The following is a 25,908-nucleotide window of genomic DNA, read 5'->3' as shown; positions in this document are numbered from 1 at the left end:
AAGGAGAACGTTATTTTGGATGCCAGCACCATCAACAACCTGTTTATCATTGGCGCTGTGTTGGTAGGAGCCAGTATCCTGCTCAGTTCATTCTCTTCACGCCTCGGCATCCCTATTCTGGTTATTTTCCTTGCAATTGGCATGCTGGCCGGCGTTGACGGCCTCGGCGGCATCCCTTTTGACAATTATCCGGTCGCCTATCTGGTGAGTAACCTGGCGTTGGCGGTCATTCTGCTCGATGGCGGCATGCGCACCCGCGTCAGCTCCTTCCGCGTGGCGCTATGGCCCGCGCTGTCGCTGGCGACCGTCGGCGTGGTGATCACCGCCGGCCTGACCGGCCTGGCCGCCGCCTGGCTGTTTAATATCGATCTGATTCAAGGATTGCTGATCGGCGCCATTATCGGCTCGACCGATGCCGCCGCGGTGTTCTCACTGCTTGGCGGGAAAGGTCTTAACGAACGCGTCGGCTCCACGCTGGAAATTGAATCCGGCAGTAACGATCCCATGGCCGTGTTTCTCACCATCACCCTGATCGCCATGATTTCCGCCGGCGAGACCATGATCAGCTGGAGCTTCCTGCTGCATCTGCTGCAACAGTTCGGCATGGGTATCGTCTTCGGTCTCGGCGGCGGCTGGCTGCTGCTGGGGCTGATCAACCGCATTAAATTGCCGGAGGGGCTGTACCCGCTGCTGGCCGTCAGCGGCGGCATTCTGATTTTCGCCCTGACGACCGCGCTCAACGGCAGCGGCATCCTGGCGGTGTACCTGTGCGGCCTGATGCTGGGCAACCGCCCCATCCGCAACCGGCACGGCATTGTGCAAACCTTCGACGGGCTGGCCTGGCTCAGCCAAATCGGCATGTTCCTGGTGCTGGGGCTGCTGCTGACGCCGAGCAACCTGCTGCCGATCGCCATCCCCGCGCTGCTGCTCTCGCTGTGGATGATTCTGTTTGCCCGCCCGGTGTCGGTGTTTATCGGCCTGCTGCCGTTTCGCAACTTCACGCTGCGCGAGCGCATCTTTATTTCCTGGGTGGGGCTGCGCGGCGCGGTGCCGGTGATTCTGGCGGTATTCCCGATGATGGCCGGCCTGCCCAATGCGCATCTGTTCTTCAACGTGGCCTTTTTCGTCGTCCTGGTCTCGCTGCTGCTGCAGGGCACCACGCTGACGCTGGCGGCGAAAAAAGCCAAGGTGGTGGTGCCGCCGGCGCTGGCGCCTATCTCCCGCGTCGGGTTGGATATCCACCCGGAAAACCAGTGGGAACAGTTCGTTTACCAGCTTTCGGCGGAAAACTGGTGCGTCGGCGCCGCGCTGCGCGAGCTGAAAATGCCGCAGGGCACCCGCATCGCCGCCCTGTTCCGCGGTAAAGAGCTGCTGCACCCCAGCGGCAGTACGCGACTGCGCGAACAGGACATTCTGTGCGTTATCGGCCACGAGCATGATCTGCCGGCACTGGGCAAACTGTTTAGCCAGGCGCCGGCCGTTACGCTGGACGAACGCTTCTTCGGCGACTTTATCCTACAGTCGGACGCGCGGCTCAGCGATATCTCTCAGGTTTACGGGCTGAATCTGCAGGATGATATCGATGAACAGCAAACGCTGGGCCAGTTCGTGATACAGATGCTCGGCGGGGAGCCGGTGGTCGGCGACCAGGTGGAGTGGGACGGATTAACCTGGACCATCGCGGAAATGGACGGCAACGCCGTCAGCAAGATCGGGGTAAAAATCGACGCCGATTAATCCTTTCGCCGGTGGCGCGAATGCGCCACCGCTGCCCGCCCTGCCAGCCTGATCATCAGCCTGCTTCTTCCCCTATTGTCTCATCCGGCCAGTGCGCCGGGGAACTTCTGCCCGTAAGTAAGTTCTTAATCAAGAGCGGTCGGTCCGCCCTTCCGCACTAAGAACGATAAAACGACAGGATAGGTATCGTGTGAATAACGGGAAAAAGTTCGTTTCTGCCATGCTGGTCTTGGCATTAGCGTTGGTTGGTTTGAACCTGGGCGTTGCCGATTTGGTTCATAAACTTATAGTTGGATAATTTATCGTGGCACAGCACGGGAAAGACAAGGATATTTTAGGCAAGGTGTTGCTCAGCGTTTCGGCGCTCTGCCTCGCCGTAGTGATTGGTTTTCTGGTCTGGGCGTTTGTCCTCGACTGAACCACAGCCAATAAAAAAACCGCCGCGGCGGTTTTTTTATTGGCAATGGCGATTAAATTTTGCAGCCTTCGCAATCTGCTTCATCCTCAAGGATGTCAGGCACTTCACTGGCCTTCTCCGCCGCTTTTTTTTCTGCTTTCGCGAGTTCGGCGTCAATATCAAAATCAAAAATCTCGTCACTCATTGCAACTTCCTCATGCTTCTTTACGGGCTCAAACGCTGAGTATAATCGACCCCGGAGCCGACGCAACCCTTAGTTGGCCAACGCCACCGATGCGGCAGGCGTATGCAGCTTTTTGCCGTAGGCCAAATCATACACGTCGTAGAAGTCGATCTCGCCCTTATTGGCCAAAATCTCGCGAACGCGCGTCTTCAATTGCGGGTTGATCGACGGTTCCGCCAGCAACTCATCCACCGCCTGAGACGGCAGCGCGCGGGTAAAGTACCACTCGCCGTTATAACAGACGCGTAAGTCCAGCACGCCGATATCTTCAAAGCGATAAACGGGTTTGATCTCCATCAGCAGCATGGCGAACATAAACAGCACAAAAGCGGTAAAGCCAAGCAGCGCTCCAAGCCCCAGATAGGGTACCGGATACATCACGGCGATCACGGCAAAATAGCCGGCGAACATCGCCAGACACAGGTAACGGTGATTGCGGGCAAATTCGCTGTTAAAACGCGGCTTGCCGTCGCGCCCTTCCCGCTGGTTGATCAGCTCAATCTCTTTCACCAGAATGTTTTTTATCGCGTCCATCTGTTACTGCCTTAGCCTGAAAGCAAAATGGCTATCAATCGTTACCCTTCACGCTAACACAAGTACAGTTTCCCCGGGTATAGCAGTTAGCTAATTAAAAACCGGCAACTGTTATAGCCGAGCTAGCGCGGCTGCGAGGCCTTGCCCTGGGCGAACATAAACATCCGCTGCGCAACATCATCCGCCTGTTTGATCCTGTCTTGCTGCACGGCATTACCCCGTTGAATGGCGCGTGCATAGGCAATCTCGTGGGCGCGATCGATCATGCCGATAACATTATCACGCAGCGATTTGTCCAGATTGCCCAGCAGGGTCGTCAGGATCGCCTGATAGGCATTGGATTCCGCAGTCAGCGCCTTCTCCCGCGCTTCGAGCGCGGCGATACGTTGCATCAGTTCCTGCAGTTGAGCGGACTCAGACATATCGACCTCCGGTTATCAGACAGAAAGGCTGCCTTGATAACAGTCTAGCAAAGGATCGATAGGCGAAAAGAAACGCCGGACGGCGTGGACGGTAAACAGGGTAAAGCACACCCGGAAATCCCAACGAGGAGTCGATAGTGCACATCAACCCGGGCATGCTTTACGCTGGCCACCAAGGCCGGGGGAGTTGGCGCGCTATGCAGGACTCGAACCCGCGTCTATCAATTTTGTAGCCAATTAAAGCATGTTAAAACCAATCACTCTGCCAACTGAGTTAATAGCGCACTCCCTTATGCTTTGGCGACATTATCCATAATGTCGCCATGGGTACAAGATAAATCACTGGCAGTGGATGATTTTACAGATAAATCCCATCAAGACGACGTTATTGGCACAACTATTCACTTAACCAATCATCAAAGCTGCAATTATCGCAAATGGCGCTAGGCCTGGCGGGGTTTTGCCAGATACTGGCAGGTCGCAAACAGGCAAAAAGCGTAGCCGACCAGTTCACAGCCCTCTTCCACCATATTTTTTACCACCCGATTATACCCATCCAGCAGCAACCCTTCCCACAACAGGTGCATGCCAAACAGGCGGGAAAACACCAGAATGCACAGCAAACCGGCGCACATCATGCCGTAGCTCGGATGGTTAAAGAAGTGGGCCAGACCATGCAGCGCCGAGGCCGCATGACGCGCTGCATAGCCCAGACACAGCAGCGTGGTCAGCAGAGCAAACCACACCCAGGCGCCGTGATGCAGATAATCGAAGGCGAAATCCAGCTCGCGGATCAACATGCACAGAAAGAAGCCGCCAATCAACACCCTGGCAGCCCGATACTCAGCATGACGGCGGGCGGAAACCAGGAAGCCTACCGCAATGGCGGCAAGGAATATCTCCTGCATCAGCTCCGTCAGCGACATCTCATAGACAAAGTTATGTAGCCAATAAACATCAACAAAAATCAGCCCCAACAGCCCGGCCAGCGTTGCTGAATAAAGCAGAAATAAAGCGAGTTTTTTTACAATAATATTGAGGTTGGTACGGTACTGCATAGTCACTTCCGTTATTATATTCACGCGACACATGTTACCTGCCGTAACCTCTTTTACCTTGGCTATTCATGCGCTTGCTGCCGATCTTCCGTAATTATTTATACGTCCGTATTGATAAATAAAATTGCTAGATTTGATCCCGGTCACATATAACGTTAAGCTATATATGAATTTTTATTAATCACGTAAGTGACATATTGATGGGGAAATAGGTCAAATTTCAACAAAGTAATCAGTTTAATGATTGAGGGGCTCCAAAGTGCCAACGGCACACTAAAATTAGAATAGTTAATGTCTGGGCAGAAAAACGTGAACGAGAACGGTTGATTCACGTTCAACTCAATATTTAAGGGATGATGCGATGAAGCTGAGAAAAAAACGACATAAACCGCTACATATTAACGACATAACCATTATTGACGACAGCAAGCTGAAAAAAGCCATTACCGCCGCCGCACTGGGCAACGCGATGGAATGGTTTGACTTCGGGGTTTACGGCTTTGTCGCCTATGCGCTTGGCCAGGTGTTCTTCCCCGGCGCGTCCCCCGGCGTCCAGATGATCGCCGCGCTGGCGACCTTCTCGGTACCGTTCCTGGTACGTCCGCTGGGCGGCGTATTCTTTGGCGCTATGGGCGATAAATTCGGCCGGCAAAAGGTCCTGTCCGTCACCATCATTATTATGGCTATCAGCACCTTCTGTATCGGGCTGATCCCGTCCTATGCCAGCATCGGCATCTGGGCGCCTATCCTGCTGCTGCTGGCCAAACTGGCGCAGGGCTTCTCAGTGGGCGGTGAATACTCCGGTGCCGCCATCTTCGTCGCCGAATATTCGCCGGACCGCAAGCGCGGCTTTATGGGCAGCTGGCTCGATTTCGGCTCCATCGCCGGTTTCGTGCTCGGCGCCGGCGTCGTGGTGCTGATTTCCAGCATCGTCGGTGAAGCCAAGTTCCTCGACTGGGGCTGGCGCCTGCCGTTCTTCCTCGCGGCGCCGCTGGGCATCATCGGCCTGTACCTGCGTCATGCGCTGGAAGAAACCCCGGCGTTCCAGCAGCACGTCGACAAAATGGAACAGGGCGACCGCGATGCGCTGCAGAATCCGCCGCGCGCCTCCTTTAAAGAGATCGCCACTAAACAATGGCGCAGCCTGTTGGTATGCGTGGGGCTGGTTATCGCCACCAACGTCACCTACTACATGCTGCTGACCTATATGCCGAGCTATCTGTCGCATAACCTGCACTATTCAGAAAGCCACGGCGTCCTGATTATCATCGCCATCATGATCGGCATGCTGTTTGTCCAGCCGGTGATCGGCCTGACCAGTGACCGCATCGGCCGTAAACCGTTTGTTATCGGCGGCAGTATTGGCCTGATGTTACTGGCTATCCCCTGCTTTATGTTGATCAACAGTAACGTGATTGGTCTGATTTTTGTCGGTCTGCTGGTGCTGGCGGTACTGCTTAACTCCTTTACCGGGGTGATGGCCTCAACCTTGCCGGCCATGTTCCCGACGCATATCCGCTACAGCGCGCTGGCCATTTCGTTCAACATCTCCGTCCTGGTGGCGGGCGCGACGCCGACCGTTGCCGCCTGGCTGGTAGAGTCCAGCGGTAATCTGTATATGCCGGCCTACTACCTGATGGCGGTGGCCGTTATCGGCCTGCTGACCGGCCTGTATATGAAAGAAACCGCCAACAAGCCGCTGCGCGGCGCAACGCCGGCCGCTTCGGACCGTTCCGAGGCCAAAGAGCTGCTGCAGGAAACCTACGATAATATCGAGCAGAAGGTGGAAAACATCAGCGATGAGATTGGCGACCTGGAAGAGCAGATCAAAGCGCTGGAGAAAAGAAAACAGGCGCTGATCGATCAGCATCCCAAGCTGGACTGATTAACGCCCATAAAAAACCACCCCATCATGGGGTGGTTTTTTTACATCCGTCGTCACGTCTCGTCAGAGCGAAAAATAGGCGCAGCCGGCGCGTTAAAATAAAGCATCCGGCGATCTTTCCTTACCCGATTTATTCTGCTTCAGCGCGCATGGACCCCGACGGTCTCCAGAGCAACGCGATAATATTTCTGAATATCTTCCGGCTGCCGTTCAATTTCCCGCACCAGATACTTCATAATATTATCTTTATTTACCGTGCGCTGTGAAGAAATCAAATGCAGCACGCTTTCACCGTAAATAACCATCAGCTTATCCCGGTAGATTTGTGCATTATCTTGCGGCATTCCGTACAAACTGTAATCAACCATTATTAAATTTCTCTCAAACCAAACGCCGCTGAACTATCCTGGGTAGACAGTATTATCCAGCAATTACAATAGGATAACAAAGGGCGATACTTCACACACTTAGTCGAACAATAAGAGTTTTCCTAGCAAACGGCAAGCTTATAAAGCCCGGTCATTTGTGTTTAAGATTTTTCGCACCCATTAGCCTTGTCGTTATATTTAACCACAATAAAAACGCTGGATTTTAATTATTCCGTCAGGCTTTCCCATTACGCCGGCAACCTTCATGCCAATATTTCGCATTTTAAATATTATAAATGCGATGGGGTTCACGTTTTTTTGGCGGATTAGCGATTTTATCTTGCCTCCGGCCATCCAGAAAGCTAGCTTGCTACGGCCGACTTGGTAAACCATTACTTTTAACAATATGAAATAAAAGGTTATTATGTCGATTACCGTTAAAAGCAAGAAAGAAGCTAAAGTTGCCATCTCGACAGGGAAAGCAAAACGCATCAAGCTCGATTATGCGGTCAGCGCTGACGATGTTTCGGAGCTGACGATGATATGCCGTGAAAAAGGCGCCAATATCATCAAAGACAATGATAATTTCATCATTGCCATGGGCAATCCTAGCATGCCTAAAGTGGCCAGTTTCCCATTCTGAGCCTCTTTAATCCCTTCGCCCCGAACGGGGCGTTGTTCCCTTTTCTCTTCCTCTCCCGATAGCGCCCCAACAGCGGTGTGAAACAGTCAAAAAATGCGGCCTGACTTGAATAATTGAAGCGCTTCATTTACCTTCCCACCATCATCACCGCATGCTTCCTGCATGCGATAGAGCGCTTCACGAAGAGGTTATTATGAATTCCCTGCCAACCCGCCTGCGCCGCCTGAGAAGTTCCGAGGCGCGCCGTTCCCTGTTCCAGGAAGATGAACTGCGACTGTCCGACCTGGTGTTGCCCATCTTCGTCGAGGAAGATACCTCGGAATATCTGGAGCTGAACGCGCTGCCGGGCATCAAACGCATCCCTGAATCCAGACTGGCTTTTGAGCTGGAGAAATACGCTAAAAGCGGTATCCGCAGCATCATGACGTTTGGGGTGTCTCACCATAAAGATGACACCGGCAGCGATACCTGGAACGAAAATGGCCTGGTGTCACGTATGGCGCGTATCTGTAAAGATACCGTCCCGGAAATGATCCTGATGTCAGACACCTGTTTTTGTGAATACACCACCCACGGGCACTGCGGCGTGGTGCACGATCACACCGTCGACAATGATGCCACGCTGCTGAACCTGCAGAAGCAGGCGGTGGCCGCGGCGCACGCCGGCGCGGACTTTATCGCCCCGTCTGCCGCAGCCGACGGCCAGGTGCAGGCCATCCGTCAGGCGCTGGACGCAGCCGGCTTCGGCAATACCGGCATTATCTCCTACTCCACCAAGTTCGCCTCCTCCCTGTACGGACCGTTCCGCGAGGCCGGCGGCAGCGAACTGAAGGGCGACCGTAAAACCTACCAGATGAACCCGATGAACCGCCGGGAAGCGCTGCGCGAGTCGCTGATTGACGAAGCCGAAGGTGCTGATGCGCTGATGGTCAAACCGGCCAGCTATTATCTGGACGTTATCCGTGATATTCGCAATGCCAGCACGCTGCCGGTTGCGGCCTATCAGGTCAGTGGGGAGTACGCGATGATTAAATTCGCCGCCGCCGCGGGCGCGATCGATGAAGCCCAGGTGGTGCGTGAGTCGCTGTCGTCCATTAAACGTGCCGGCGCCGACTTTATCTTCTCTTACTTCGCCGCCGATTTGGCGCAGCAGGGCCTGTAAGTATGACAACGGCGCGGCCTCCTGGCCCGCCGTTATCCCCCTTCCCGCGGTACGCCGAGACTCTGGCGTAAAACCAGCGAGCATGCCAGTTCGGCACTTTCAATAAACGTCGTTTGCTCCACCATACTGACGATGCGCCGGGCAGCCAGCGCGCCGATAGCGCGCGACGGCACGTCAATGGTCGTTAATGCAGGCTGCGCCAACGCGGAAAATTCAATGTTATCCATCCCGGTGACCGATATATCCTGCGGCACCCGCCAACCGGCCTGCCCCAGCTCATCAAGAACGCCCAGCGCTTGTACATCCGTCATGCACAGAATGGCCGTCGGCGGTTTGCCTGCGGCCAATAGCCGCCTGGCGGCGTCTCGTCCGCCTTCAATGGTGAACGGCGCCTCATAGACTTGCGACTCGTCCAGGCGTAACCGGCGCTCTTGCATTGCCTGAGCAATACCGTCAACGCGCTGGCGGCTGCGATTATTGTTCGCCTGGCTGCCGCAGACCACGGCGATCGCCCGGTGACCCAGGGCAATCACTTCCTGCGCCATCCGGTATGTCGCGCGCCAGTTATCGAAGCCAATGCTGACGCCATAGGGCGGTTCATCCCTCTGCCAGGTGAGCACCAACGGCAGCTGGCGCTGACGCAGCAGCTCATAAACCCGCTCCTCATGTGTAGAACCCACCAGAACGATGCCCTCAACGCCGCGTTCCACCAGCGTTTTGATTACGTCAAACTCACGCTCGGCCTGATATTCATGCGTCGCCAATATAACCTGATAGTTCATCGACCACAGCGTCGCCTGCAGGGTCTGTAAGGCATCGACAAAGGCCTGGTTATACATCGTTGGGAATACGGCGCCAATGGTATAGGTGCGTCGGGAAGCCAGCGCCCGCGCGGCGCCGTTGCTCACATATCCCAGTTGCTCGACGGCGGCGCGGACGCGCTGCAGCGTGGCGGGTTTAACCCTTTCAGGAACCGACAGCGCCCGTGAGGCGCTGCCCAGCGAGACGCCGGCCAGTTCGGCAACGTCGGCAAGGGTCGGGCGTTTGACGCTGTTTTTAATTGAAGAAGACATGAAACCACTTGAACCCATGGCAGGAGGCAAAAATTATACCCCTCACCCACGGTGATAGCCAGCCGGCGGCATCGCGCGCCGTATTCCACCGCGCAGTAAAGAAAGAATAAGGAGGATTGCGACAGGAATGATTAAATCGTCGTACAAAGAACCAATGGAGTAAGGTTGCTGACATTCCCTGTCATACTTTGTACGACGGAACGTAACATAACACCATAAAATATATATTGATACAAAAATTCAATGAGAATTATCTCAATTAATATCAAACCTCGCATCTACCGCTATCACGCCCCGCCGATAGAAGCGGCTTACCTAGCCCCAAACGGCTGTTGCGCGTATCACTGCGTACCTTGACAAGGATCAAGATGAAAACGGGAATACGACGGTACAAATAGATCGCCGCCAATCACTATCAAGGAGGTTTCCATGTCCGAGATCATCGTAACCGCGTTGATAATGACCGCCGTATCTGTTTTATCTGCGCTTGTTTTCGTCAACTTCTTCATCATTAAACTCGTTTAGACGCGCCCTGTTCTGCCCATCGGCATTACGCACGCGTCCAGATGTCCGCCACCTGACGGAAAGCCAGAATAACAAGCGCCGTTAAGCCGCTGTCGCGTACCTACCATCAGCCCGTTATACGTTTTTACCGCTTAAGATATCTATCCGCATCGGCGCATGCCCTTTCTCTTTTTTCCAGTAATATCCCGTCTGCAACAGTGCAATAAACTCATCCTGAGTTAAAGACAGCGTTTCAACCCGCTCCACCCGCTTCTGGTCCGAGGTTGGGCGCAGCACATCGATAACCAGCGTCCCGGGATCGTAAGACTGGCTTTCAATACGCAGGGGTAGCCGCTCAAACACCTTGGGTGCGGTAATCAGATTTTCCGGCACGAAGTCGCCGGAAAAAAGGCCATCCAGCGTCGCGACCGTTTCATAACCGGCAAAACACTCGAACCTGACCTTCACAATAGCGGCATGTTCAAGTTTTAAAAATGCCGGCCAGTCCGTATAGCCGAGCTTATCGCTGTAAAACGCATCACCGCGATGAAAAGCATAGCGGTTTCCCTGAGTCCAGGTTTCATACTTATAGCCATCGAAGACCGCGGTGGTTTGTTTGATGTCCAACGCCTCTTTAAACACGGATTTCACGGCGAAGCGCCAGCCGACCGCATAACCGTCGACGAATTGCGCGATTAAGATATTGCTGCGCGGCAGGGATCTCAGCGTATTAAACGTGGCGGCGGCGCTCTCTCTTAACGCCTGCAGTTTATCGGGTTCGGTCGCGGTATTATCAGCCGGTCTGCCGTCGGTTTCTTTTGACTTATAGGGAATTTCCCCGGTAGCGATAAAATGTCGGAACTGGTCACCGCTCAAAATCAGGGCCCCTTTGGCATTCGCCTCCTCGATCTTGCGCCAGCCTGCATTGGCGCCGCAGCATAAGCATGTCAGCTTCGCCGTCACACCGCTTCTAACTTTAAAGTGGGATGAAACAGCCAGCGCGGCAAGTTCATCGTTTTCCCGCTTATCAAAGCCCGTGAAGCAGATTTCCCAACCGCCGTTTGCAGCTGGCTGACGGCGGGAGCCCACCGCCGGCGTAACGTTAGCGTGTTGCTCCTGCGCCAGGTCAGCCTCTTCCAACTCGGCTTGCGTCGTGAACATTCTTACGATTCGATCTTTTCTAAACGTTCGGTAACTGCGGCGTACGACCGAATAGCCCTGGATATGTGCGTCCTTCTCGACCATGTTAACTAATGTATGTTTAGATAATTGATCCTCGGCGTTCAAATAAATAAAAAAGGCTTCCCTGTTGTTTACTTTTTTCACATCAAACATCATTGTCACCTATCGTCATCATCCCGGATAACAGCGTCCTTGTTCGGCAGTTGTCGTTAGCAATCGCTCAGCCATTATTCAACGTAACAGCCAGCCATCTTAGTGCATATTAATCGTAAGTAAATAGAGATAGCGCCTGTCACGCAACTTCTGTTTAAGTCTGGTCTTATATCACTGAACCCTCGACAGAATTAATTAACCACAGAATAAAATAAATAATCAAAACAAAAAATGATAAAATAGGAATAAATTAATTTCATATATAATTCGAGATAACCCTTAGCGTTCAAGCTGCTCCAGGCACGCCATTAACGCGTGCAGCCGCACAATAAACTCCCGATGCCGCGCATCGGTTTGTTGACCCTGTGCGAGAAAGTAATTTATCTCGCCCGTTAACTGCGGATAGCGGCGGATAAACTTTATCGCATGTTCTTCAAGCGTCTCCGGCCAGTCTCTATCTTGTTCTCCCCGCCACAGACTTGTGGCGCGAATCAGCTTTTTAGCCGCCGACTGCTGCAAACGCCTGCGTTGATTAACGTCATCCATCTGCTGGATACGCTCGATATAGTCGTGCAACACGCTGAGGTAATCGCCATTCAGCGCTACGGCAATCGCGCGTGAAGGTTTAAAACGCGGGAAACGACCGGCCAGATCCACACCGTACACACAGCGGCAATGGTGTTTTAACCAATAGCCCCAGCTGTGCAGGTTCTCCACCGCCATAACCTCCGGCAGAATGCCACAGTCGAGATCAATCTTGCTGACCATGGGATGCGCCGCCTCAAGCTCCGAACGTACCGACGCCAACGCACTCTCCTGCGCCGGCTGCAGCGGACGATAAAAGATAATGCAAAGATCCAGATCTGAGCGTCCCACTGTTGCCTTGCCCCGCGCAACGCTGCCATAGACATAAATACTGTGCAGGACGTCGCCCAGCGTCGCCGTCAGCTGGCGCACGGCGTCATCAATCACGCCGGTAAATTCAGCCTGAAAACTAGCCTCGCCAGACGTGGCGATATATCCGTTATGGTCGACAGCCATCATCACCTTCCGAGCAGGCGCCCCGCCTCAATGCGAGAATATACATCACTGTACTACAGGAAAGACAAAGCGAATGCAAAACGCCGCCGGCGTTCGCGGACCGTCACGGATGGCGTGGTCTGTCCAGAACAAACGCGTAACATAAGATAGACTCGGGAATCCTTTATGATGAAAATCGTTATTTCTTGTTGATTTTTATATCCTTTATCCAATAACTGACAATACAGAAGGATTTTCGGCCATGCCGCGTAGCAAAACAACGCTGATACTCACCTGCATCTTTCTCTCTTCCGCACTCTCCGCCTGCGCCAAAGAGGAAAGCGCCCCCTTCACGCCCGCCCCTCAATGCCAGTTCACCCGGTTAACGGGCAAACATGTCACGGCCGTTCAACTATGTGCTGATGAGAAAACGGGAAACACCATTACCGTGGTCAAAGACGGACAAGCCTATGATATCGCGCGTATGGCCTATACCCGCTTCCAGCGCTTCAAGTTCAGTGCCGACCCTGACGCCTTCTTCAGCAAGGTCATTGAACCCAATCATACGGTGACGCCTTATCAGGGAAGCGCGCATCCACACGGCTGATCCCGCATGCCGCTGTACCGTTTTCTATGTTATGCCGGAGGAAGAATGTTAACCCCATCGAATATCATGATGGCCTGCCTGTTTTATATGCTGCTGCCCGCTCCGGGGCATGCCGCCAGCGTGCTACGTCTGAACTGCCCAGAGCGGGCCATGATGACCGTTACACGCTTTAACTATGGCCTGACCACGTTAGCGTGGGCTGAACGTCACTTCCAGGTAGCGGCAGGCGTGAAGCGTAATCATACGGCGGAAGGCTCGCCTTTTCGGGTGATCAGCTTCCGCAATGGCGACGACCTGGTGTACCTTCCTGAAAAGCATCTGCATATCTTTTTTTATGCCGACCGCGAGAATCCCGTCGTCTGCGAAGATATAGACGCCTTTACTACACATGCTATCAAGCTTCCGCGCTATCGCTAGCATGCCGTAGACCAAAAATGTCATATATTCAATGCAATATGATGCATAAAACTTCACTATACCAATGCATTTTTGCCGCAGATTCATTGACATAAATCAAATTTGAAAATATAGACTCCCGTATCATCACCAGTGAAAGATTTTCCCTGGTGTTGATGCCTTTCCCCTCCTTAGTGAGGGGATTTTTTTTGCACCGATGTTCACAGCGCTAGCACAGATAATAAAAAAGCCACCTGACAACAGCGATCTTTAAACCATTTCTATATCAAGATTATTTTTACAACAGGGAAACATAATAGCGCTTATTTATTAAGCAAATATATAAACAACATAAATTCACAATTATCATTTCCCTTCCCACCTCACAGAATCAGCCCAAAAAGACAAAGAAAAACCTCAAAAATAAAAAGACAAGTCCTTTTTATCAACGATAGAACATCAATGCATTGACACATAATACTCCACCTGTAACGTACAGATGTTAGCCGCATGGTTAACTAGAATTAATTAAAGCCATTATTTCATTTTATTTTTTATTTATAGGAAATTATCATGAAAAAAATCACACTATGTCTCTTGGCCGCAGCGATTATCGGCACGTCGGGATTTGCCAGCGCGGCAAAATGGTCCACGGCCCCCGCCGTCTCAGCCGTTAAAACCCGCCTGGCATATATAACCTCAAATGCCTCTTTTGTTTACTGCCATTACCAGATCTACAATATAAAAACTGGCTACATTCATAACACTTATAATAGAATGTATATTGCCAGACTATTCAAAGGGTGTCCTAGCCGTTAATAATTTAAAAATGGCAGGAGTATTCTCAGGGGGAGTTTTATCTCCCCCATAATCAACCACCCTAAATAATTTCATCCTATTTTTCGTCGGACAGAGCTCGGTAATCTATTCCTCTTTCTCCGCCCGTCTCTTCTTCATTGCACACTCTGGCGCAAGTTCACAAAAAATGGCAATTATCGTGGTTGTGTCGTGTGAGCTTTCTACCTGTTGCCCAATCACGCACAATGTGTGACACTATTCATTCAATCAGCCAATGTTAATGGATAACAAATGAATCTCAGGATTATGGCTATATTACTGATGACCGTATTACTCAATGCCTGCGCTACTGATGGCATATCTCTATCATCGCCTTCGGTTTGCCAGGGTTTTGGGTGCGGGAACAGGCCGGGTGAGCATGCTGACCAGGCAGCAACACATAAGCCGACCAAGGATGAAAAAATCCGCGCACGCAGGGGCGAAAACCCTGACTTTGGTTCGGATGATATCAGGATCAGCGGCCCAGGAATTTCATTCTGAATGTAAAGCCAGCGAGTAACGCCACGCGGGTTCGCCGGGATACCTAAAAGCTGCACGCTTAATACGTCGGGGAAAGGCCCCCGGCGCTAACGTTCCCCCTCATCATAATCCCCCTCTCTATAACGGCTCGCCGCTTAGCTAATAACCAGCCATTGCAACCTTGGGCCGGGTTGATTATGTTACCACCATACCAATCGCTCAGAATCTCCATCACCAAGCCCGGAGTAGCAGCAATGATTGGAACCCTGATCGGGTTTGTTCTATTGGTCAGCCCTTGTGGTTATGATGCATGCGACGCGCTATTGGCCTCTGAAACGGTTTATCCGACCCGTTCGGAATGTGTGGAGGTCAAAGAAGCTGTCCAGCGGCGTCTCCCTGAGGTCGTGCTATTTTGTCAGGAAGCCTATCGACATGAAAACTGACGACAGCAAGATGAACAGCCCCGCCATATGTGGCAAATTGAGCAGCCTCGCCATTATCGCCCCCGTCCCGCGAGCGTGAACCTAAGGTACAGCATGGCCAAACTATACTATTCCGTGTGCTGCATCATGTTGATCATCGGCATCGGCATCTCTGTCCTTAGCGCCGAGTTCCCCGACAGCGCTGACGGTGGCGAGATGCCCCTGGCTTTTGGCGCCGGCCTGTATATCGCATTTATCGCCATTCTCGGCGTTGCAGCAGGCTTAATAGCACAATGCCTCTCAGCGGTGATAAAAAAGCTAACCAGATAACCGTATCCACGGTTTAAGATCCCGCCTATGCGGTGAGGAAGGTCTCAGTGCGAATGGCGCAAGTCTATGCGGCAGTGACAGTAGTTAGGGGAAGTTTGAGGACACAAAAAAACCGCCTTTCGGCGGCTTACGACACTGCTTATTGCTTTGATTATTCTGATGTTTCCCATGGTACCCGGGGCGGGACTTGAACCCGCACAGCCATAAGCCGAGGGATTTTAAAAACTACGATAGGCTGCTTAAAATCATAAGATGATGATTTATATCAAAATAAAATTGTGCATGGTTGCTACTTTTAGCGCTTAGTTGGTTTTCCATCACCACGACTCACACACAACCCAATCCAGCCCTATACGCCATCATAAAAACGCATTGCCAACCTGTACACTAAATAAGCCGGGACAAACCCTACACAGGATAGGAAGGCGAAGACATATTTGTAATCAGCCTCAGAAATGAACGCAAAATAACCAATGATAACCAGCGTCATAGCACCGATAGCGTTGCTCGTTCCAACCAAGATTTTGGATATAAATTTATTCATGAGGATCACTTAGCTACCTTTTGGAAGAAAAGTTCAACAATCCGATTAAAGTCACTCCTACTGCTATGCCAAACTGCGATCGCATCTTCAAACGGCCTGGTGCGCTTCTCCATCAAAAAATAAAGAAGGTCAAGGTTTCCCATTCTCCTAAGCCGGTCATATAGCCATGGGTTTCTTGAGCGCAGCTCGCGTGACGTATAAATCGCACGGGATTTCATCGCGCCAAGGGATAACACCGACCCCAATGAAAGGCTTGCTGCGAACTGCAGAACAAACCGTTCGGCAATCAAAGCACCTAGGTTGACACCAAGTAATTGGTTGGTCACGAACCTACCCAGGAACTTACCCGAACCTTTTTCAATAATTAGCTTTACTCGTTCGCTATCTGTTTTCTCAAGGAAGTCATCAGCGACCAATCTCGCAATTTTGGCCAAGCTCTTTTTATTGGCTAAACCAGACTTAATCAGGCGGATCATCCTTTCAGTATCATCCATATTGGCTGACCGATTTTCAGTATCAAGGAAGTCGTATGCCAAATAACCAAGATCGATGGGAAGCGATATAGCACCTTGGGCGAATCCAGTTAAGAAGCCGTTATCCACATTTAACGCGTCGGCCATACGTTGCGCGAGGTCTTTTGCGCTTATGTTCATGATTCAATCCCTTACTGTATCAATGCTGTCAAATGGATTAAGAGCGACAGCTGCGTCCAGGTGTTCAGGCGCAAAATGCGCGTATCGCATAGTCATCGTGATAGAGCTGTGTCCCAATATCTGCTGCAGCACCAAGATGTTACCGCCACGCATCATGAAATGGCTGGGGAATAATGCTGTAATGCGTGCGTGCGCTGACCTGCTATGCTGGCATGCACCGGAAAATCGGGTTATCGCGTTTTTGAGGCATCTAAGCTTGCCATTATGCAAAAAAGTCGCACTTCAAATCACCCTACCCGAACGGACAAACCCCATCAATAGGATTCTCTCGCGTCTTCTCAACGGTGATTGAATTTCAGTGCGACAGGCGTATTCCCAGTATTATATACAGCGAAAAACAGCTCAACGTGTCACTGTAAAAACAGCCCGCGCACATGCGGGATTTTTTTGGTGTCGTCACTCTGCCGCCACTTGCCGTTTTACAGGCACAAAAAAACCGCCTTTCGGCGGCTTACGACACTGCTTATTGCTTTGATTATTCTGATGTTTCCCATGGTACCCGGGGCGGGACTTGAACCCGCACAGCCATAAGCCGAGGGATTTTAAATCCCTTGTGTCTACCGATTTCACCACCCGGGCTCGGGAAAATTGGAGGCGCGTTCCGGAGTCGAACCGGACTAGACGGATTTGCAATCCGCTACATAACCGCTTTGTTAACGCGCCATATTCTGTTTGCCTTTTCAGGCTGAAAGCTCGTGCATCACCAGCTTTCTTAATTTGGAGCGGGAAACGAGGCTCGAACTCGCGACCTCAACCTTGGCAAGGTTGCGCTCTACCAACTGAGCTATTCCCGCATCATCAGAACTTACTGATTTGCTTGCCAACTTTCTGCAAATCGTCGCTGCCGTCTGATGCGATGCATTCTACTTACCTGACGTGATGAGTCAACAAAATTGTTTGCCCACCACAGCCGTTTGCCGATTTTTGCATCGAATCGATCACGGTTCCAGCAAATCGTTACGCGCAGCGTTCAAATATTGGAACATTGACCAGAAAGTCAGCACCGCCGCGATGTACAACAGGCCGATGGCCGCGTACTCGACGCTACGATCGGGACGCCACAGCAGCCCCACCAGCGACATCATCTGCGCACTGGTCTTCACTTTACCGATCCAGGAGACCGCCACGCTGCTGCGCTTGCCGATTTCCGCCATCCACTCGCGCAGTGAAGAAATAATGATTTCACGCGCAATCATCGTCGCCGCCGGCAACGTAATCCACCAGGCGTGATAGTGTTCCGCCACCAGCACCAACGCCATGGCGACCATCACCTTGTCGGCGACCGGATCCAGGAACGCGCCAAAGCGGGTTGTCTGCTTCCAGCGTCGGGCTAAAAAGCCGTCAAACCAATCGGTTACCGCTGCAAACACAAAAATGATGGCGCAAACCATCGGGGCCCAAGTGAACGGCAGATAAAATGCCAGCACAAAGAATGGGATCAGAACTACGCGAAACAGGGTGAGCCAAGTCGGTATATTCAATTGCATAATGCTACGGTAACTATCTGGCTGGAGTGGAATTAAGGGTATGTTGCTACATTGCCTTCAGTGTTTCAATGCATTATAGATCTTTTCTGCCAATGCTTGTGAAATACCCGGCACTTTTGCAATTTCCTCAACGCTGGCGTTCATCAACGGTTGCAGACCGCCCATAAACTTCAGCAGCGTTTGCCGCCGTTTTGGCCCCACGCCCTCAATCAGCTCCAGCGCGCTGGTATTTTTAACCTTGGCGCGTTTTTGGCGGTGGCCGGTGATGGCATGGTTATGCGAATCATCGCGGATATGCTGGATCACGTGCAGCGCCGGCGAATCCGCCGGCAGCGAAATCCCCTCGCCTTCGGGCACAAAGAACAGCGTTTCCAGGCCGGCTTTACGATCGGCGCCTTTGGCAATGCCAATCAGCCGCGGTTTGCTTTTATCCCACGTCACGTCCAGCGCATCAAACACCTCACGCGCCATGCCGAGCTGGCCTTTGCCGCCGTCGATAAAGATCACGTCAGGGATTTTTTTCTCTTCCAGCGCCTTGCCGTAACGGCGTCGCAGCACCTGCGCCATCGCCGCGTAATCATCGCCCGGCGTAATGCCCGTGATGTTATAGCGACGATACTCGGAACGCAGCGGACCGTTCTCATCAAATACCACGCAGGAAGCGACGGTCTGTTCGCCCATCGTGTGGCTGATATCAAAACATTCCATCCGGGTAATGTTATCCATCTGCAGAACCTTCGCCAGCTCCGCCAGGCGCTGGTGAATGGTCGACTGCTGAGACAGTTTGCTGGTTAACGCCGTCGCCGCATTGGTGCGCGCCAGTTTGAGGTAGCGCGCGCGGTCGCCGCGCGGCTTGCTCTGGATATGGATTTTGCGCCCCGCCACCTCGGACAGCGACGCGGCCAGCAGATCTTTTTCCGGCAGCGTAAAGTCCAGCAGGATCTCCGTCGGCAGGGTGCGCGACTGGCTGCCCTGCAGATAAAACTGGCCGACAAAGGTCTGCACCACTTCGCTGATGTCGGTATCGCCCGGCACTTTGGGGAAATAACTGCGGCTGCCGAGCACCTGCCCCTGGCGGATAAACAGCACGTGCAGGCAGGCCATGCCGGCCTCAAAGGCAACGCCGATCACATCCATATCGTCGCCGTGGCCGGAGACAAACTGCCGTTCCGTGACGCGACGCACCGCCTGGATCTGATCGCGCACCCGCGCGGCCTCTTCGAAATTCAGCGCCTTGCTGGCGTTCTCCATGCGCTCAATCAGCTGATGCAGCACCTGCTGATCCTTACCGGACAAAAACAGCCGCACATAGTCAACCTGCTGCCGGTACTCTTCTTCGCTCACCAGGCCGGCGACACAAGGGCCAAGACAGCGGCCGATCTGATACTGCAGACAAGGGCGCGAGCGGTTACGGTAAACGCTGTTTTCACACTGGCGAACGGGAAACAGCTTTTGCAACAGCGCCAGCGTTTCACGCACGGCATAAGAGTTGGGGAACGGGCCAAAATATTCGCCCTTGGCGTGTTTGGCGCCGCGGTGAACGGCAAGCCGCGGATGGGTATCGGCGCTCAGAAAGATCAGCGGATAAGATTTATCGTCGCGCAAAAGAACATTATATCGCGGTTGATATAATTTAATGTAGTTATGTTCCAGCAACAGCGCTTCTGTTTCGGTATGTGTAACAGTAACGTCTATTTGCGCGATATTTTTAACCAGCGTTTCGGTTTTACGGCTGCCGACCTGCGTGCGGAAATAGCTCGCAAGGCGTTTTTTCAGGTCTTTGGCCTTGCCGACATAGATAACCGTGCCGCCGGCGTCATACATGCGATAGACGCCGGGCTGGCTGGTTACGGTTTTAAGAAAGGCTTTTGCATCAAAACGATCATTCACCGCTTAACAACGTCTCCGCATTGAACAATCCATGTCGGATAGCCAGGTGAGTCAGCTCCACATCGCCGCTGATGTTCAGCTTGCTGAACATCCGGTAGCGGTAGCTGTTTACCGTTTTGGGGCTAAGGTTCAACTGCTCGGAAATTTCGTTGACCTTCTTTCCTTTGGTAATCATTAACATAATCTGCAGTTCACGGTCAGAAAGACAGCTGAACGGCGTTTCGGCCTCCGGCTCGAGCTGGCTTAACGCCATCTGCTGCGCAATGTCGGAGGCAATATAGCGTTGCCCGGCATGCACGGAACGTATGGCGTTCACCACTTCCTGCGGCGCGGCCCCTTTGCTCAGATAGCCGGCGGCCCCCGCCTGCATCACTTTCGCCGGCAAAGGATTTTCTGTGTGGATAGTCAACATGATGACTTTGATGTCGGGTGCATAACGCACAATCTTACGGGTGGCTTCCAGCCCCCCAATACCCGGCATATTCATGTCCATCAGCACGATATCAACAACATTGTTGCGACACCATTTTACGGCATCTTCGCCGCACTGGACTTCACCGACAACCTTTATGCCTTTGATATCTTCAAGAATGCGTCGTATCCCTGCGCGCACCAGTTCGTGGTCATCAACAAGAAGAACGCTAATCAAGGAACAATCTCCAAAAAATAGGGGAGTAACGCAATCAGTCTCTGTTATCGCGACAGATATTACTTGTTTTTCAACAAAGAATGAATACAGATTAATATGTATACTCGATTAACTCTGCGGAGCAGGCCTAATTTTTCGTATTTTTACACCTGACGACGCGAGCTTACGGCGTTGCGGGCGGATAAAAACCCGGCAGCGCATATACCTGATCGAGGGATCGTTGACAAAACGCAGGTGCGGTAAACGCCCCGGCTGAGTAAAGATCAACGCGGGTAATCATAACCAAGCGTAATAATAACATCCTTTCCGCTGAGAATTAACCCTTTAAAATCACGGCGCTATAATAGCACATGCCGGAGTGCAGCGTTATCACTTTAGGCGTAAAATCATTGCCTGTCGCTATATGTATCAGCGAACCCAACATTATTTACGCTATGGCCCGCCCGTCAGACAGCAGAAGCATGCACGTAAAGTGCTTATTAAGCATTTAAAAATATGCGCGCATGCAAGGTTGCAGCGTTAATTCGACATACCTATTCATCAATGCGCAATAAATCTCAAGTATAATAAATATCATTAATACTCATCAGTCGAGGACGCCGCTGGCTCAAGCGCAGTTTATGTTATACTCGCCAGCAGAAAACGGCGCCGTCGCCCGTATGTTGCGGGCGGCGGCCCGGCGCACAGGCGCACCTTTTACGGCTACGGCCGCAGAGATCAGGAGATAAAATGAGCAACATCGATTTCACTACGTCCGCAAATCCAGAAACACTGGCAACCGAAGTTGCCTGCCTGAAAGCCACGTTAACGCTGATACTGAAATCGATTGGTCAGGCCGATGCGGGCAAAGTCATTATTAATCTGGAGCGTTTTATTGCCCAGATCGAAGACCCTACGCAGGCGGAAGTGTTTAAAAACAGCCTGCAGCAAATCAAACACGCTTACCGCCAGTAAGCCATGCAGGAAACAGGCCGGTCACGCTGCACCGGCCTGTGCGATTCAACCGCGCCCGGGCTTCAGGATAAAGCCGCTCTGCATGTCGCCGCCAATCCGCAGATAGCGCACGTCCCCGGCGCGCAGGGTCATCGGCTGCTGCCCGGCGGTCTCGCGCCAGATACACAGATGACTTTCGATCATATCCTGACCGATGCTGACCACGTGATTACCGACCGGCATGCGGAACTCCGCCTTCTCTTTCGTCGCCAGCGACGCGGCGAACTCGCCGTCAACATAGACGCCGGTGCGACAGGATCCGGCCAGCATGCCGCTGTCACGCACCACGACCACCGTGGCATACGGCGTAGTCGGCAGGTTTTGATAAAGCATCAGCCGGCTTGGCGGCGGGGATTTAGCCTGTTGCGGCGGCACCGCCTGGGTAGCGCAACCGGACAATAGCACAGAGGAAATAAGTAACGCGGCGTAACGCTTCATCCTGAACTCCTTAAAAAAACAGGCCCCAATAGTAACAAGATAATCCCGCCCTGCATCAAGCATCCCGCAGCTCGACAAAAAATAAGATTAATCCCCACCACGTCCTGAAGCAACGCAGAGATTAGCGGCCAGATGCAGCGCGCTGCCAACAGGCATATTTCACGGGCATCGGCGACATACGTCAGCCAAACGACACACTAGCGCAACACGTTATGACATCCGGAAAATTAAACGTGGGCCGACCTTCTGCGGCCTTTATTAAGAATAAACCTCTTAATTAATCTATCATTAATTAGAATGATCCTATAAAAAGCAGGTTATTACTCTTAACCGCAAGGTATAAAGGATGCGGAGAAATATCTGCAGGGTAATATAAATTACCGTTATTTTTCCTGGTGATTTATTTCCCCTATAATACCCGGCGTTTATCGGCAGCATGTCGGCGTTATCCGGTACGCTTAATGTCCGCCAGCCACGATAACGACCGGTCGGTCATCGTTACGCTGACAACGAATGCCTTCAGCGGTGCCGCATCATTGATGCTCCGCCCTTGTTAACACCGACGCTTAAGGAAGAATATTCTTAATCAACAGCGCATCGCGCGTGCTTATAAATAAGCTAATAGGGATATAATGAAAACATACGGACTTTTAATGATCATACCCGCACTTTTCCTCAACGGCTGCGTTCAGTGGGAGCGTAACGACGCCAGCAATACCCTCTGGCAGGCCGAATATGCCAAATGCAAGGAGCGCGCGTACCAGCGCTTTCCGCCTGACGTCGTCAAAGACGTTGAGGTTGAGTATGGCGATCAGTACGTTCCCTGCAAGAAAAACAAGAAAACCTGCCCGGACGGCCACCGTTATGAATCACGCCCGACGCTGCGTACATTACACAGCGACAACAACAAGGACGCCCGCAACGCCATCATAAAATCCTGCATGTACGAGAAAGGCTGGTATGAAAAGGTCTACTACTGGCCGCGCAGCTAAAAGCCGGCCTGAGCCTACTCGTCATCGCCGTGCGGCATGCCGGTTTTCGGCTTGCTTTTATTGTCGTGCGGCTTATCCTTCGCCGCTGATAATGCCTTACCCATCAGCCATAACAACAGCGGCACCAACAGCAGGCATAATCCCAGTGTAATCAGCGCGTTTGTCATCCTTCATCCGCCTGTTTCGTGGAGTATTATGCCTGAGTGTAGCAGTTTTACGCGTCGGATTCGCGCTCTGCGCCGCGCAGCAACGTCGCGGTGCGTACCGGCGTCAACGACGTCCGCGGCGGCGCCAGCGGCCAGTCGAACAGATAGCGCGCCGCCGTTGCGCAAATTTTCCCCTGGCAGGCGCCCATGCCGCAGCGGCTGCGCCTGCCCGGCCACCTGTCCCAACGTCACATCCTCGCAGCGACATAGCAGCGTTGGCACCGTCGCCGGCGTCTTTAACGCCGGGTCTGAAAGAATGCTCCCCGCCACCGCAGCGCCATCGGTCACCCGTGGGATACCCTGACGGTGGCGGTGATTGCGCTGGCGATCTACTACTGGGGCGCCTATACCTGTTTACCACAGGCAAATTTTGTCGGAGATGAAGAAGAGTAACTCAAGGGAGGATGTCATCATGACGGCAAGCATACGCCTGACGCTGGATCAGGCCTATCATCTGGCGCAGCGCGCGTTGCGCAGCAACGGTTTCAGCGCCGAACACGCCGACGCGGTGGCGCAGAACGTCACCGCCGGGGAGCGCGACGGCTGCGCCTCCCACGGGCTGTACCGCATTCTCGGCTGCGTACACTCGCTGCGGATGGGGAAAGTCTCCGCCGATGCCGAACCGGAACTGATCGACAGCGCCCCCGCCATTATGCGGGTGAACGCCCACGGCGCATTTTCGCTGGTGGCCTACCGCCGGGCGCTGCCGGCGTTTGTCGATAAGGTGAAACGCAACGGCATCGCCGCGCTGGCGATCAACCACTGCGTGCACTTCTCGGCGCTGTGGGCCGACATCGAGCCGCTGACCGAGCAGGGACTGGTGGCGCTGGCCTGTACCCCCAGCCACGCCTGGGTGACGCCGGCCGGCGGCAATCAGCCGCTGTTCGGCACCAACCCCATCGCCTTCGGCTGGCCGCGTCCCGCACGGCCGCCCTTTGTGTTTGATATGGCCACCAGCGCCGCGGCGCGCGGTGAAATAGAGCTGCACCGGCGCGCCGGCAAGCCGCTGCCGCCGGGCTGGGGCATCGACAAGGACGGCAACCCCTCAACCGATGCCGCCAGCGTGCTGGCCGGCGCCATGCTGACCTTCGGCGGGCATAAAGGCTCGGCGCTGGCGGCGATGGTGGAATTATTGGCCGGGCCGTTGATCGGCGATATGACCAGTAAAGAGTCGCTGGCGTTTGATAACCAGACCGGATCATCGCCTTACGGCGGCGAACTGATTATCGCCATGGATCCGCAGCGCTTTTTGGGGGAACAGCAGGCTACCTATCTGGCCCATGCCGAAACGCTGTTCAGCGATATGCAGCAACAGGGCGCGCGGCTGCCCGGCGAGCGGCGCTTTCGCCAGCGTCCGCTGAGTGAGCAGCACGGCATCGAACTGCCGCAGGCGCTGTACGAGGAGATTGAGGCGCTGTGCCATTAACATGTCGCCCCCCTCCCCGCCGGGAGAGGGGCGAATGATTATCTGACCACCATCACCGACGTTTTGGCATGGCGTACAATCGCCGCGGCGTTGGAGCCGAGCAGGTAGGTTTTGACGCTGGGACGCCGCGAGCCGACCACGATCAGGTCCGCGCCGATATCATCGGCCAGCTGCAGCACCTCGTCACGCGGTGAGCCGAAGCTGATGGTGTAAGACAGACGCTCCAGCGGCAGCTCCATTTCCGCAATGATATTCTTCAGTTTGTCGATAGCGTTAACTTCCGCCTGATTCTCAAATTCTTTGATACCGAACGAATAGGCAGTCACGAATGCCGACGCATCCGGCAACGCATGGAACAGGTGCACCTTGGCGCCCGACGCCTTGGCCAGATACTCCACATGCTTGATCGCCTTATCCGTCAGCTGCGGCTCTTCAAGATCAACCGGTACTAAAATCATCTGGTACATATATCATCCCTATTTGGTGGTAGCCCTGTGGCTTCCAGCTTACTGCTGACGGCGGCGCGGATGAATTGATTTCTCGGTTTTTTGTGATCGGGGGTAAAGACTATTTAACCGCCGGGACGGCGTTAATCAGGGTGGGCGCTGGAGCTGCGCCGGAGGCCGCATGCCGCCGCCTCCGGCGTATGCGTTATGCCTTGGTTTTTTCCAGCTGTTTGACCAGCACATAGCGCAGCGAAGAGGCGTCGGCCGGCACGTTTTCCAGCTCGCTGACGTTCACCAGCAGCTTATAGCGGTAGCCGGGGGTAAACGCAAAGCCTTCAATCTGGGTGTAAAACAGCTCCCACTCTGCATCCGGCGTCTGACGCACCTGCATGCACTTCATCGGCGCGACGCCCACGCAGTCCACCAGACGGCTGTTGACGTATAAGGTTTCGCTTTTTCCGGCCGCTGACGCAGACGCTTCCGGCGACGTTGACGACTGGCTGCAGCCGGTCAGGCCAGCCAGTAATAAGAGCGCTAATGATTTGTTTTTCATACTTTGTTCCCTCAGAGGTTAAGCAGGCATGATAACAATAACAGTCGCCATTCAACAAAATAAAAAACCAGTTTTTAACGCACAGCCAGCTAATCAAGTGGCAATAATGAAAAAACA

The 25,908-nt window shown here is 53.1% G+C and carries 28 protein-coding genes, 4 tRNA genes and 1 pseudogene; 11 read left to right on the top strand and 22 right to left on the bottom strand.

The genetic code is table 11. The annotated features are described in order from the left end of the window. Positions 1–15 precede the first annotated feature (15 nt). The gene (locus tag I6G83_RS15950; RefSeq protein WP_054307402.1) at positions 16–1,737 is read left to right on the top strand and encodes a potassium/proton antiporter; all 1,722 of its coding nucleotides are present in this window, start codon (positions 16–18) and stop codon (positions 1,735–1,737) included. 470 nt (positions 1,738–2,207) lie between these two features. Here I6G83_RS15950 and I6G83_RS23655 read toward each other — a convergent pair whose 3' ends face one another. From I6G83_RS23655 to I6G83_RS15930, 5 genes are all read right to left on the bottom strand, one after another. Continuing rightward, entirely contained in the window at positions 2,208–2,339 is a 132-nt protein-coding gene (locus tag I6G83_RS23655; protein WP_015671916.1) for a hypothetical protein, read from the bottom strand. Between the two features lie 69 nt (positions 2,340–2,408). After that, positions 2,409–2,912 carry a YlaC family protein gene (locus I6G83_RS15945; RefSeq protein WP_054307401.1) on the bottom strand — a complete coding sequence of 168 codons (504 nt, stop codon included), beginning with the start codon at positions 2,910–2,912 and terminating at the stop codon, positions 2,409–2,411. Between the two features lie 122 nt (positions 2,913–3,034). After that, a complete protein-coding gene (locus tag I6G83_RS15940) occupies positions 3,035–3,334 on the bottom strand; it encodes a hypothetical protein (RefSeq protein WP_015671914.1) in 300 nt (99 codons plus the stop codon). A gap of 188 nt (positions 3,335–3,522) precedes the next feature. Then, positions 3,523–3,618: transfer RNA gene (locus tag I6G83_RS15935), tRNA-OTHER, on the bottom strand. Positions 3,619–3,777: 159 nt separating this feature from the next. Next, positions 3,778–4,392 (bottom strand): hypothetical protein, encoded by a 615-nt coding sequence (locus tag I6G83_RS15930; protein WP_054307400.1) that lies wholly within the window; start codon positions 4,390–4,392, stop codon positions 3,778–3,780. A gap of 361 nt (positions 4,393–4,753) precedes the next feature. On the opposite strand from I6G83_RS15930, the gene proP reads away from it, so the two are divergent. Beyond that, on the top strand, positions 4,754–6,277 hold the full coding sequence (gene proP, locus I6G83_RS15925; RefSeq protein WP_015671912.1) for a glycine betaine/L-proline transporter ProP: 1,524 nt from the start codon (positions 4,754–4,756) through the stop codon (positions 6,275–6,277). A gap of 140 nt (positions 6,278–6,417) precedes the next feature. Here proP and I6G83_RS15920 read toward each other — a convergent pair whose 3' ends face one another. Then, positions 6,418–6,645: a hypothetical protein gene (locus I6G83_RS15920; protein WP_054307399.1), complete on the bottom strand. Its 228-nt coding sequence runs from the start codon at positions 6,643–6,645 to the stop codon at positions 6,418–6,420. A 424-nt stretch (positions 6,646–7,069) separates the two neighbouring features. On the opposite strand from I6G83_RS15920, the gene I6G83_RS15915 reads away from it, so the two are divergent. Both I6G83_RS15915 and hemB read left to right on the top strand, forming a co-directional pair. After that, on the top strand, positions 7,070–7,288 hold the full coding sequence (locus I6G83_RS15915; protein WP_015671910.1) for a hypothetical protein: 219 nt from the start codon (positions 7,070–7,072) through the stop codon (positions 7,286–7,288). 193 nt (positions 7,289–7,481) lie between these two features. Next, positions 7,482–8,450, top strand: coding sequence for a porphobilinogen synthase (hemB, locus tag I6G83_RS15910; protein WP_171020719.1), 969 nt, complete (start codon positions 7,482–7,484; stop codon positions 8,448–8,450). A 32-nt stretch (positions 8,451–8,482) separates the two neighbouring features. Here hemB and I6G83_RS15905 read toward each other — a convergent pair whose 3' ends face one another. The 3 genes from I6G83_RS15905 to I6G83_RS15895 form a co-directional block, all read right to left on the bottom strand. After that, the gene (locus tag I6G83_RS15905) at positions 8,483–9,523 is read right to left on the bottom strand and encodes a LacI family DNA-binding transcriptional regulator (RefSeq protein ID WP_054307397.1); all 1,041 of its coding nucleotides are present in this window, start codon (positions 9,521–9,523) and stop codon (positions 8,483–8,485) included. Positions 9,524–10,162: 639 nt separating this feature from the next. Beyond that, on the bottom strand, positions 10,163–11,365 hold the full coding sequence (locus I6G83_RS15900; RefSeq protein WP_138111433.1) for a BRCT domain-containing protein: 1,203 nt from the start codon (positions 11,363–11,365) through the stop codon (positions 10,163–10,165). 276 nt (positions 11,366–11,641) lie between these two features. Next, positions 11,642–12,406: a nucleotidyltransferase domain-containing protein gene (locus tag I6G83_RS15895; RefSeq protein ID WP_054307395.1), complete on the bottom strand. Its 765-nt coding sequence runs from the start codon at positions 12,404–12,406 to the stop codon at positions 11,642–11,644. 238 nt (positions 12,407–12,644) lie between these two features. On the opposite strand from I6G83_RS15895, the gene I6G83_RS15890 reads away from it, so the two are divergent. The 4 genes from I6G83_RS15890 (at position 12,645) to I6G83_RS15875 (ending at position 15,454) form a co-directional block, all read left to right on the top strand. Next, on the top strand, positions 12,645–12,989 hold the full coding sequence (locus I6G83_RS15890) for a hypothetical protein (protein ID WP_054307394.1): 345 nt from the start codon (positions 12,645–12,647) through the stop codon (positions 12,987–12,989). A gap of 45 nt (positions 12,990–13,034) precedes the next feature. Beyond that, complete coding sequence (locus I6G83_RS15885) at positions 13,035–13,406, top strand: hypothetical protein (RefSeq protein WP_138111431.1); 372 nt, start codon at positions 13,035–13,037, stop codon at positions 13,404–13,406. Positions 13,407–14,956: 1,550 nt separating this feature from the next. After that, on the top strand, positions 14,957–15,145 hold the full coding sequence (locus tag I6G83_RS15880) for a hypothetical protein (protein ID WP_072186172.1): 189 nt from the start codon (positions 14,957–14,959) through the stop codon (positions 15,143–15,145). A 93-nt stretch (positions 15,146–15,238) separates the two neighbouring features. Next, a complete protein-coding gene (locus tag I6G83_RS15875) occupies positions 15,239–15,454 on the top strand; it encodes a hypothetical protein (protein ID WP_152972232.1) in 216 nt (71 codons plus the stop codon). Between the two features lie 549 nt (positions 15,455–16,003). On the opposite strand, the gene I6G83_RS15870 is transcribed toward I6G83_RS15875, so the two are convergent. From I6G83_RS15870 to uvrY, 8 genes and pseudogenes are all read right to left on the bottom strand, one after another. Beyond that, positions 16,004–16,651 carry a hypothetical protein gene (locus I6G83_RS15870; RefSeq protein ID WP_054307874.1) on the bottom strand — a complete coding sequence of 216 codons (648 nt, stop codon included), beginning with the start codon at positions 16,649–16,651 and terminating at the stop codon, positions 16,004–16,006. 3 nt (positions 16,652–16,654) lie between these two features. Then, positions 16,655–16,851: pseudogene (locus tag I6G83_RS23585) on the bottom strand (tyrosine-type recombinase/integrase); the annotation flags it as partial. A 353-nt stretch (positions 16,852–17,204) separates the two neighbouring features. Further along, positions 17,205–17,290: transfer RNA gene (locus I6G83_RS15865), tRNA-Leu, on the bottom strand. 10 nt (positions 17,291–17,300) lie between these two features. Further along, positions 17,301–17,374 (bottom strand) — tRNA-Cys (locus I6G83_RS15860). 55 nt (positions 17,375–17,429) lie between these two features. Continuing rightward, a tRNA-Gly gene (locus tag I6G83_RS15855) sits at positions 17,430–17,505 on the bottom strand. Between the two features lie 144 nt (positions 17,506–17,649). Further along, positions 17,650–18,198, bottom strand: a complete 549-nt coding sequence (pgsA, locus tag I6G83_RS15850) for a CDP-diacylglycerol--glycerol-3-phosphate 3-phosphatidyltransferase (RefSeq protein ID WP_015671900.1) — start codon at positions 18,196–18,198, stop codon at positions 17,650–17,652. A gap of 57 nt (positions 18,199–18,255) precedes the next feature. Next, the gene (gene uvrC, locus I6G83_RS15845) at positions 18,256–20,088 is read right to left on the bottom strand and encodes an excinuclease ABC subunit UvrC (RefSeq protein WP_054306302.1); all 1,833 of its coding nucleotides are present in this window, start codon (positions 20,086–20,088) and stop codon (positions 18,256–18,258) included. Then, positions 20,081–20,737, bottom strand: coding sequence for a UvrY/SirA/GacA family response regulator transcription factor (gene uvrY, locus I6G83_RS15840; protein ID WP_054306303.1), 657 nt, complete (start codon positions 20,735–20,737; stop codon positions 20,081–20,083). Before uvrY ends, uvrC begins: the two co-directional genes overlap by 8 nt. Positions 20,738–21,466: 729 nt before the next feature. On the opposite strand from uvrY, the gene I6G83_RS15835 reads away from it, so the two are divergent. Continuing rightward, entirely contained in the window at positions 21,467–21,691 is a 225-nt protein-coding gene (locus I6G83_RS15835) for a DUF2594 family protein (protein ID WP_054306304.1), read from the top strand. A 45-nt stretch (positions 21,692–21,736) separates the two neighbouring features. On the opposite strand, the gene I6G83_RS15830 is transcribed toward I6G83_RS15835, so the two are convergent. Next, positions 21,737–22,168 (bottom strand): DUF2846 domain-containing protein, encoded by a 432-nt coding sequence (locus tag I6G83_RS15830; protein ID WP_015671896.1) that lies wholly within the window; start codon positions 22,166–22,168, stop codon positions 21,737–21,739. Positions 22,169–22,821: 653 nt separating this feature from the next. Here I6G83_RS15830 and I6G83_RS15825 point away from each other — a divergent pair. Beyond that, complete coding sequence (locus I6G83_RS15825) at positions 22,822–23,160, top strand: hypothetical protein (protein WP_225365475.1); 339 nt, start codon at positions 22,822–22,824, stop codon at positions 23,158–23,160. Positions 23,161–23,174: 14 nt separating this feature from the next. Here I6G83_RS15825 and I6G83_RS15820 read toward each other — a convergent pair whose 3' ends face one another. Next, positions 23,175–23,327, bottom strand: a complete 153-nt coding sequence (locus tag I6G83_RS15820; RefSeq protein ID WP_015671894.1) for a hypothetical protein — start codon at positions 23,325–23,327, stop codon at positions 23,175–23,177. Positions 23,328–23,374: 47 nt separating this feature from the next. Beyond that, positions 23,375–23,515, bottom strand: coding sequence for a hypothetical protein (locus I6G83_RS23750; protein ID WP_371851004.1), 141 nt, complete (start codon positions 23,513–23,515; stop codon positions 23,375–23,377). Positions 23,516–23,778: 263 nt separating this feature from the next. Here I6G83_RS23750 and I6G83_RS15810 point away from each other — a divergent pair, with 263 nt between their 5' ends. After that, the gene (locus I6G83_RS15810; protein ID WP_054306307.1) at positions 23,779–24,792 is read left to right on the top strand and encodes an Ldh family oxidoreductase; all 1,014 of its coding nucleotides are present in this window, start codon (positions 23,779–23,781) and stop codon (positions 24,790–24,792) included. Between the two features lie 38 nt (positions 24,793–24,830). On the opposite strand, the gene I6G83_RS15805 is transcribed toward I6G83_RS15810, so the two are convergent. Beyond that, positions 24,831–25,259, bottom strand: coding sequence for a universal stress protein (locus I6G83_RS15805; protein ID WP_015671884.1), 429 nt, complete (start codon positions 25,257–25,259; stop codon positions 24,831–24,833). Positions 25,260–25,443: 184 nt separating this feature from the next. Further along, positions 25,444–25,791 carry a DUF4377 domain-containing protein gene (locus I6G83_RS15800; protein ID WP_054306308.1) on the bottom strand — a complete coding sequence of 116 codons (348 nt, stop codon included), beginning with the start codon at positions 25,789–25,791 and terminating at the stop codon, positions 25,444–25,446. Positions 25,792–25,908 lie beyond the last annotated feature (117 nt).

Origin of the sequence: Serratia rubidaea (assembly GCF_016026735.1) — a bacterium.
GTDB classification, from domain to species: domain Bacteria; phylum Pseudomonadota; class Gammaproteobacteria; order Enterobacterales; family Enterobacteriaceae; genus Serratia_B; species Serratia_B rubidaea.
The sequence above is the reverse complement of the archived record's forward strand: the minus strand, read 5'-3'. Positions and strand labels throughout refer to the sequence as shown.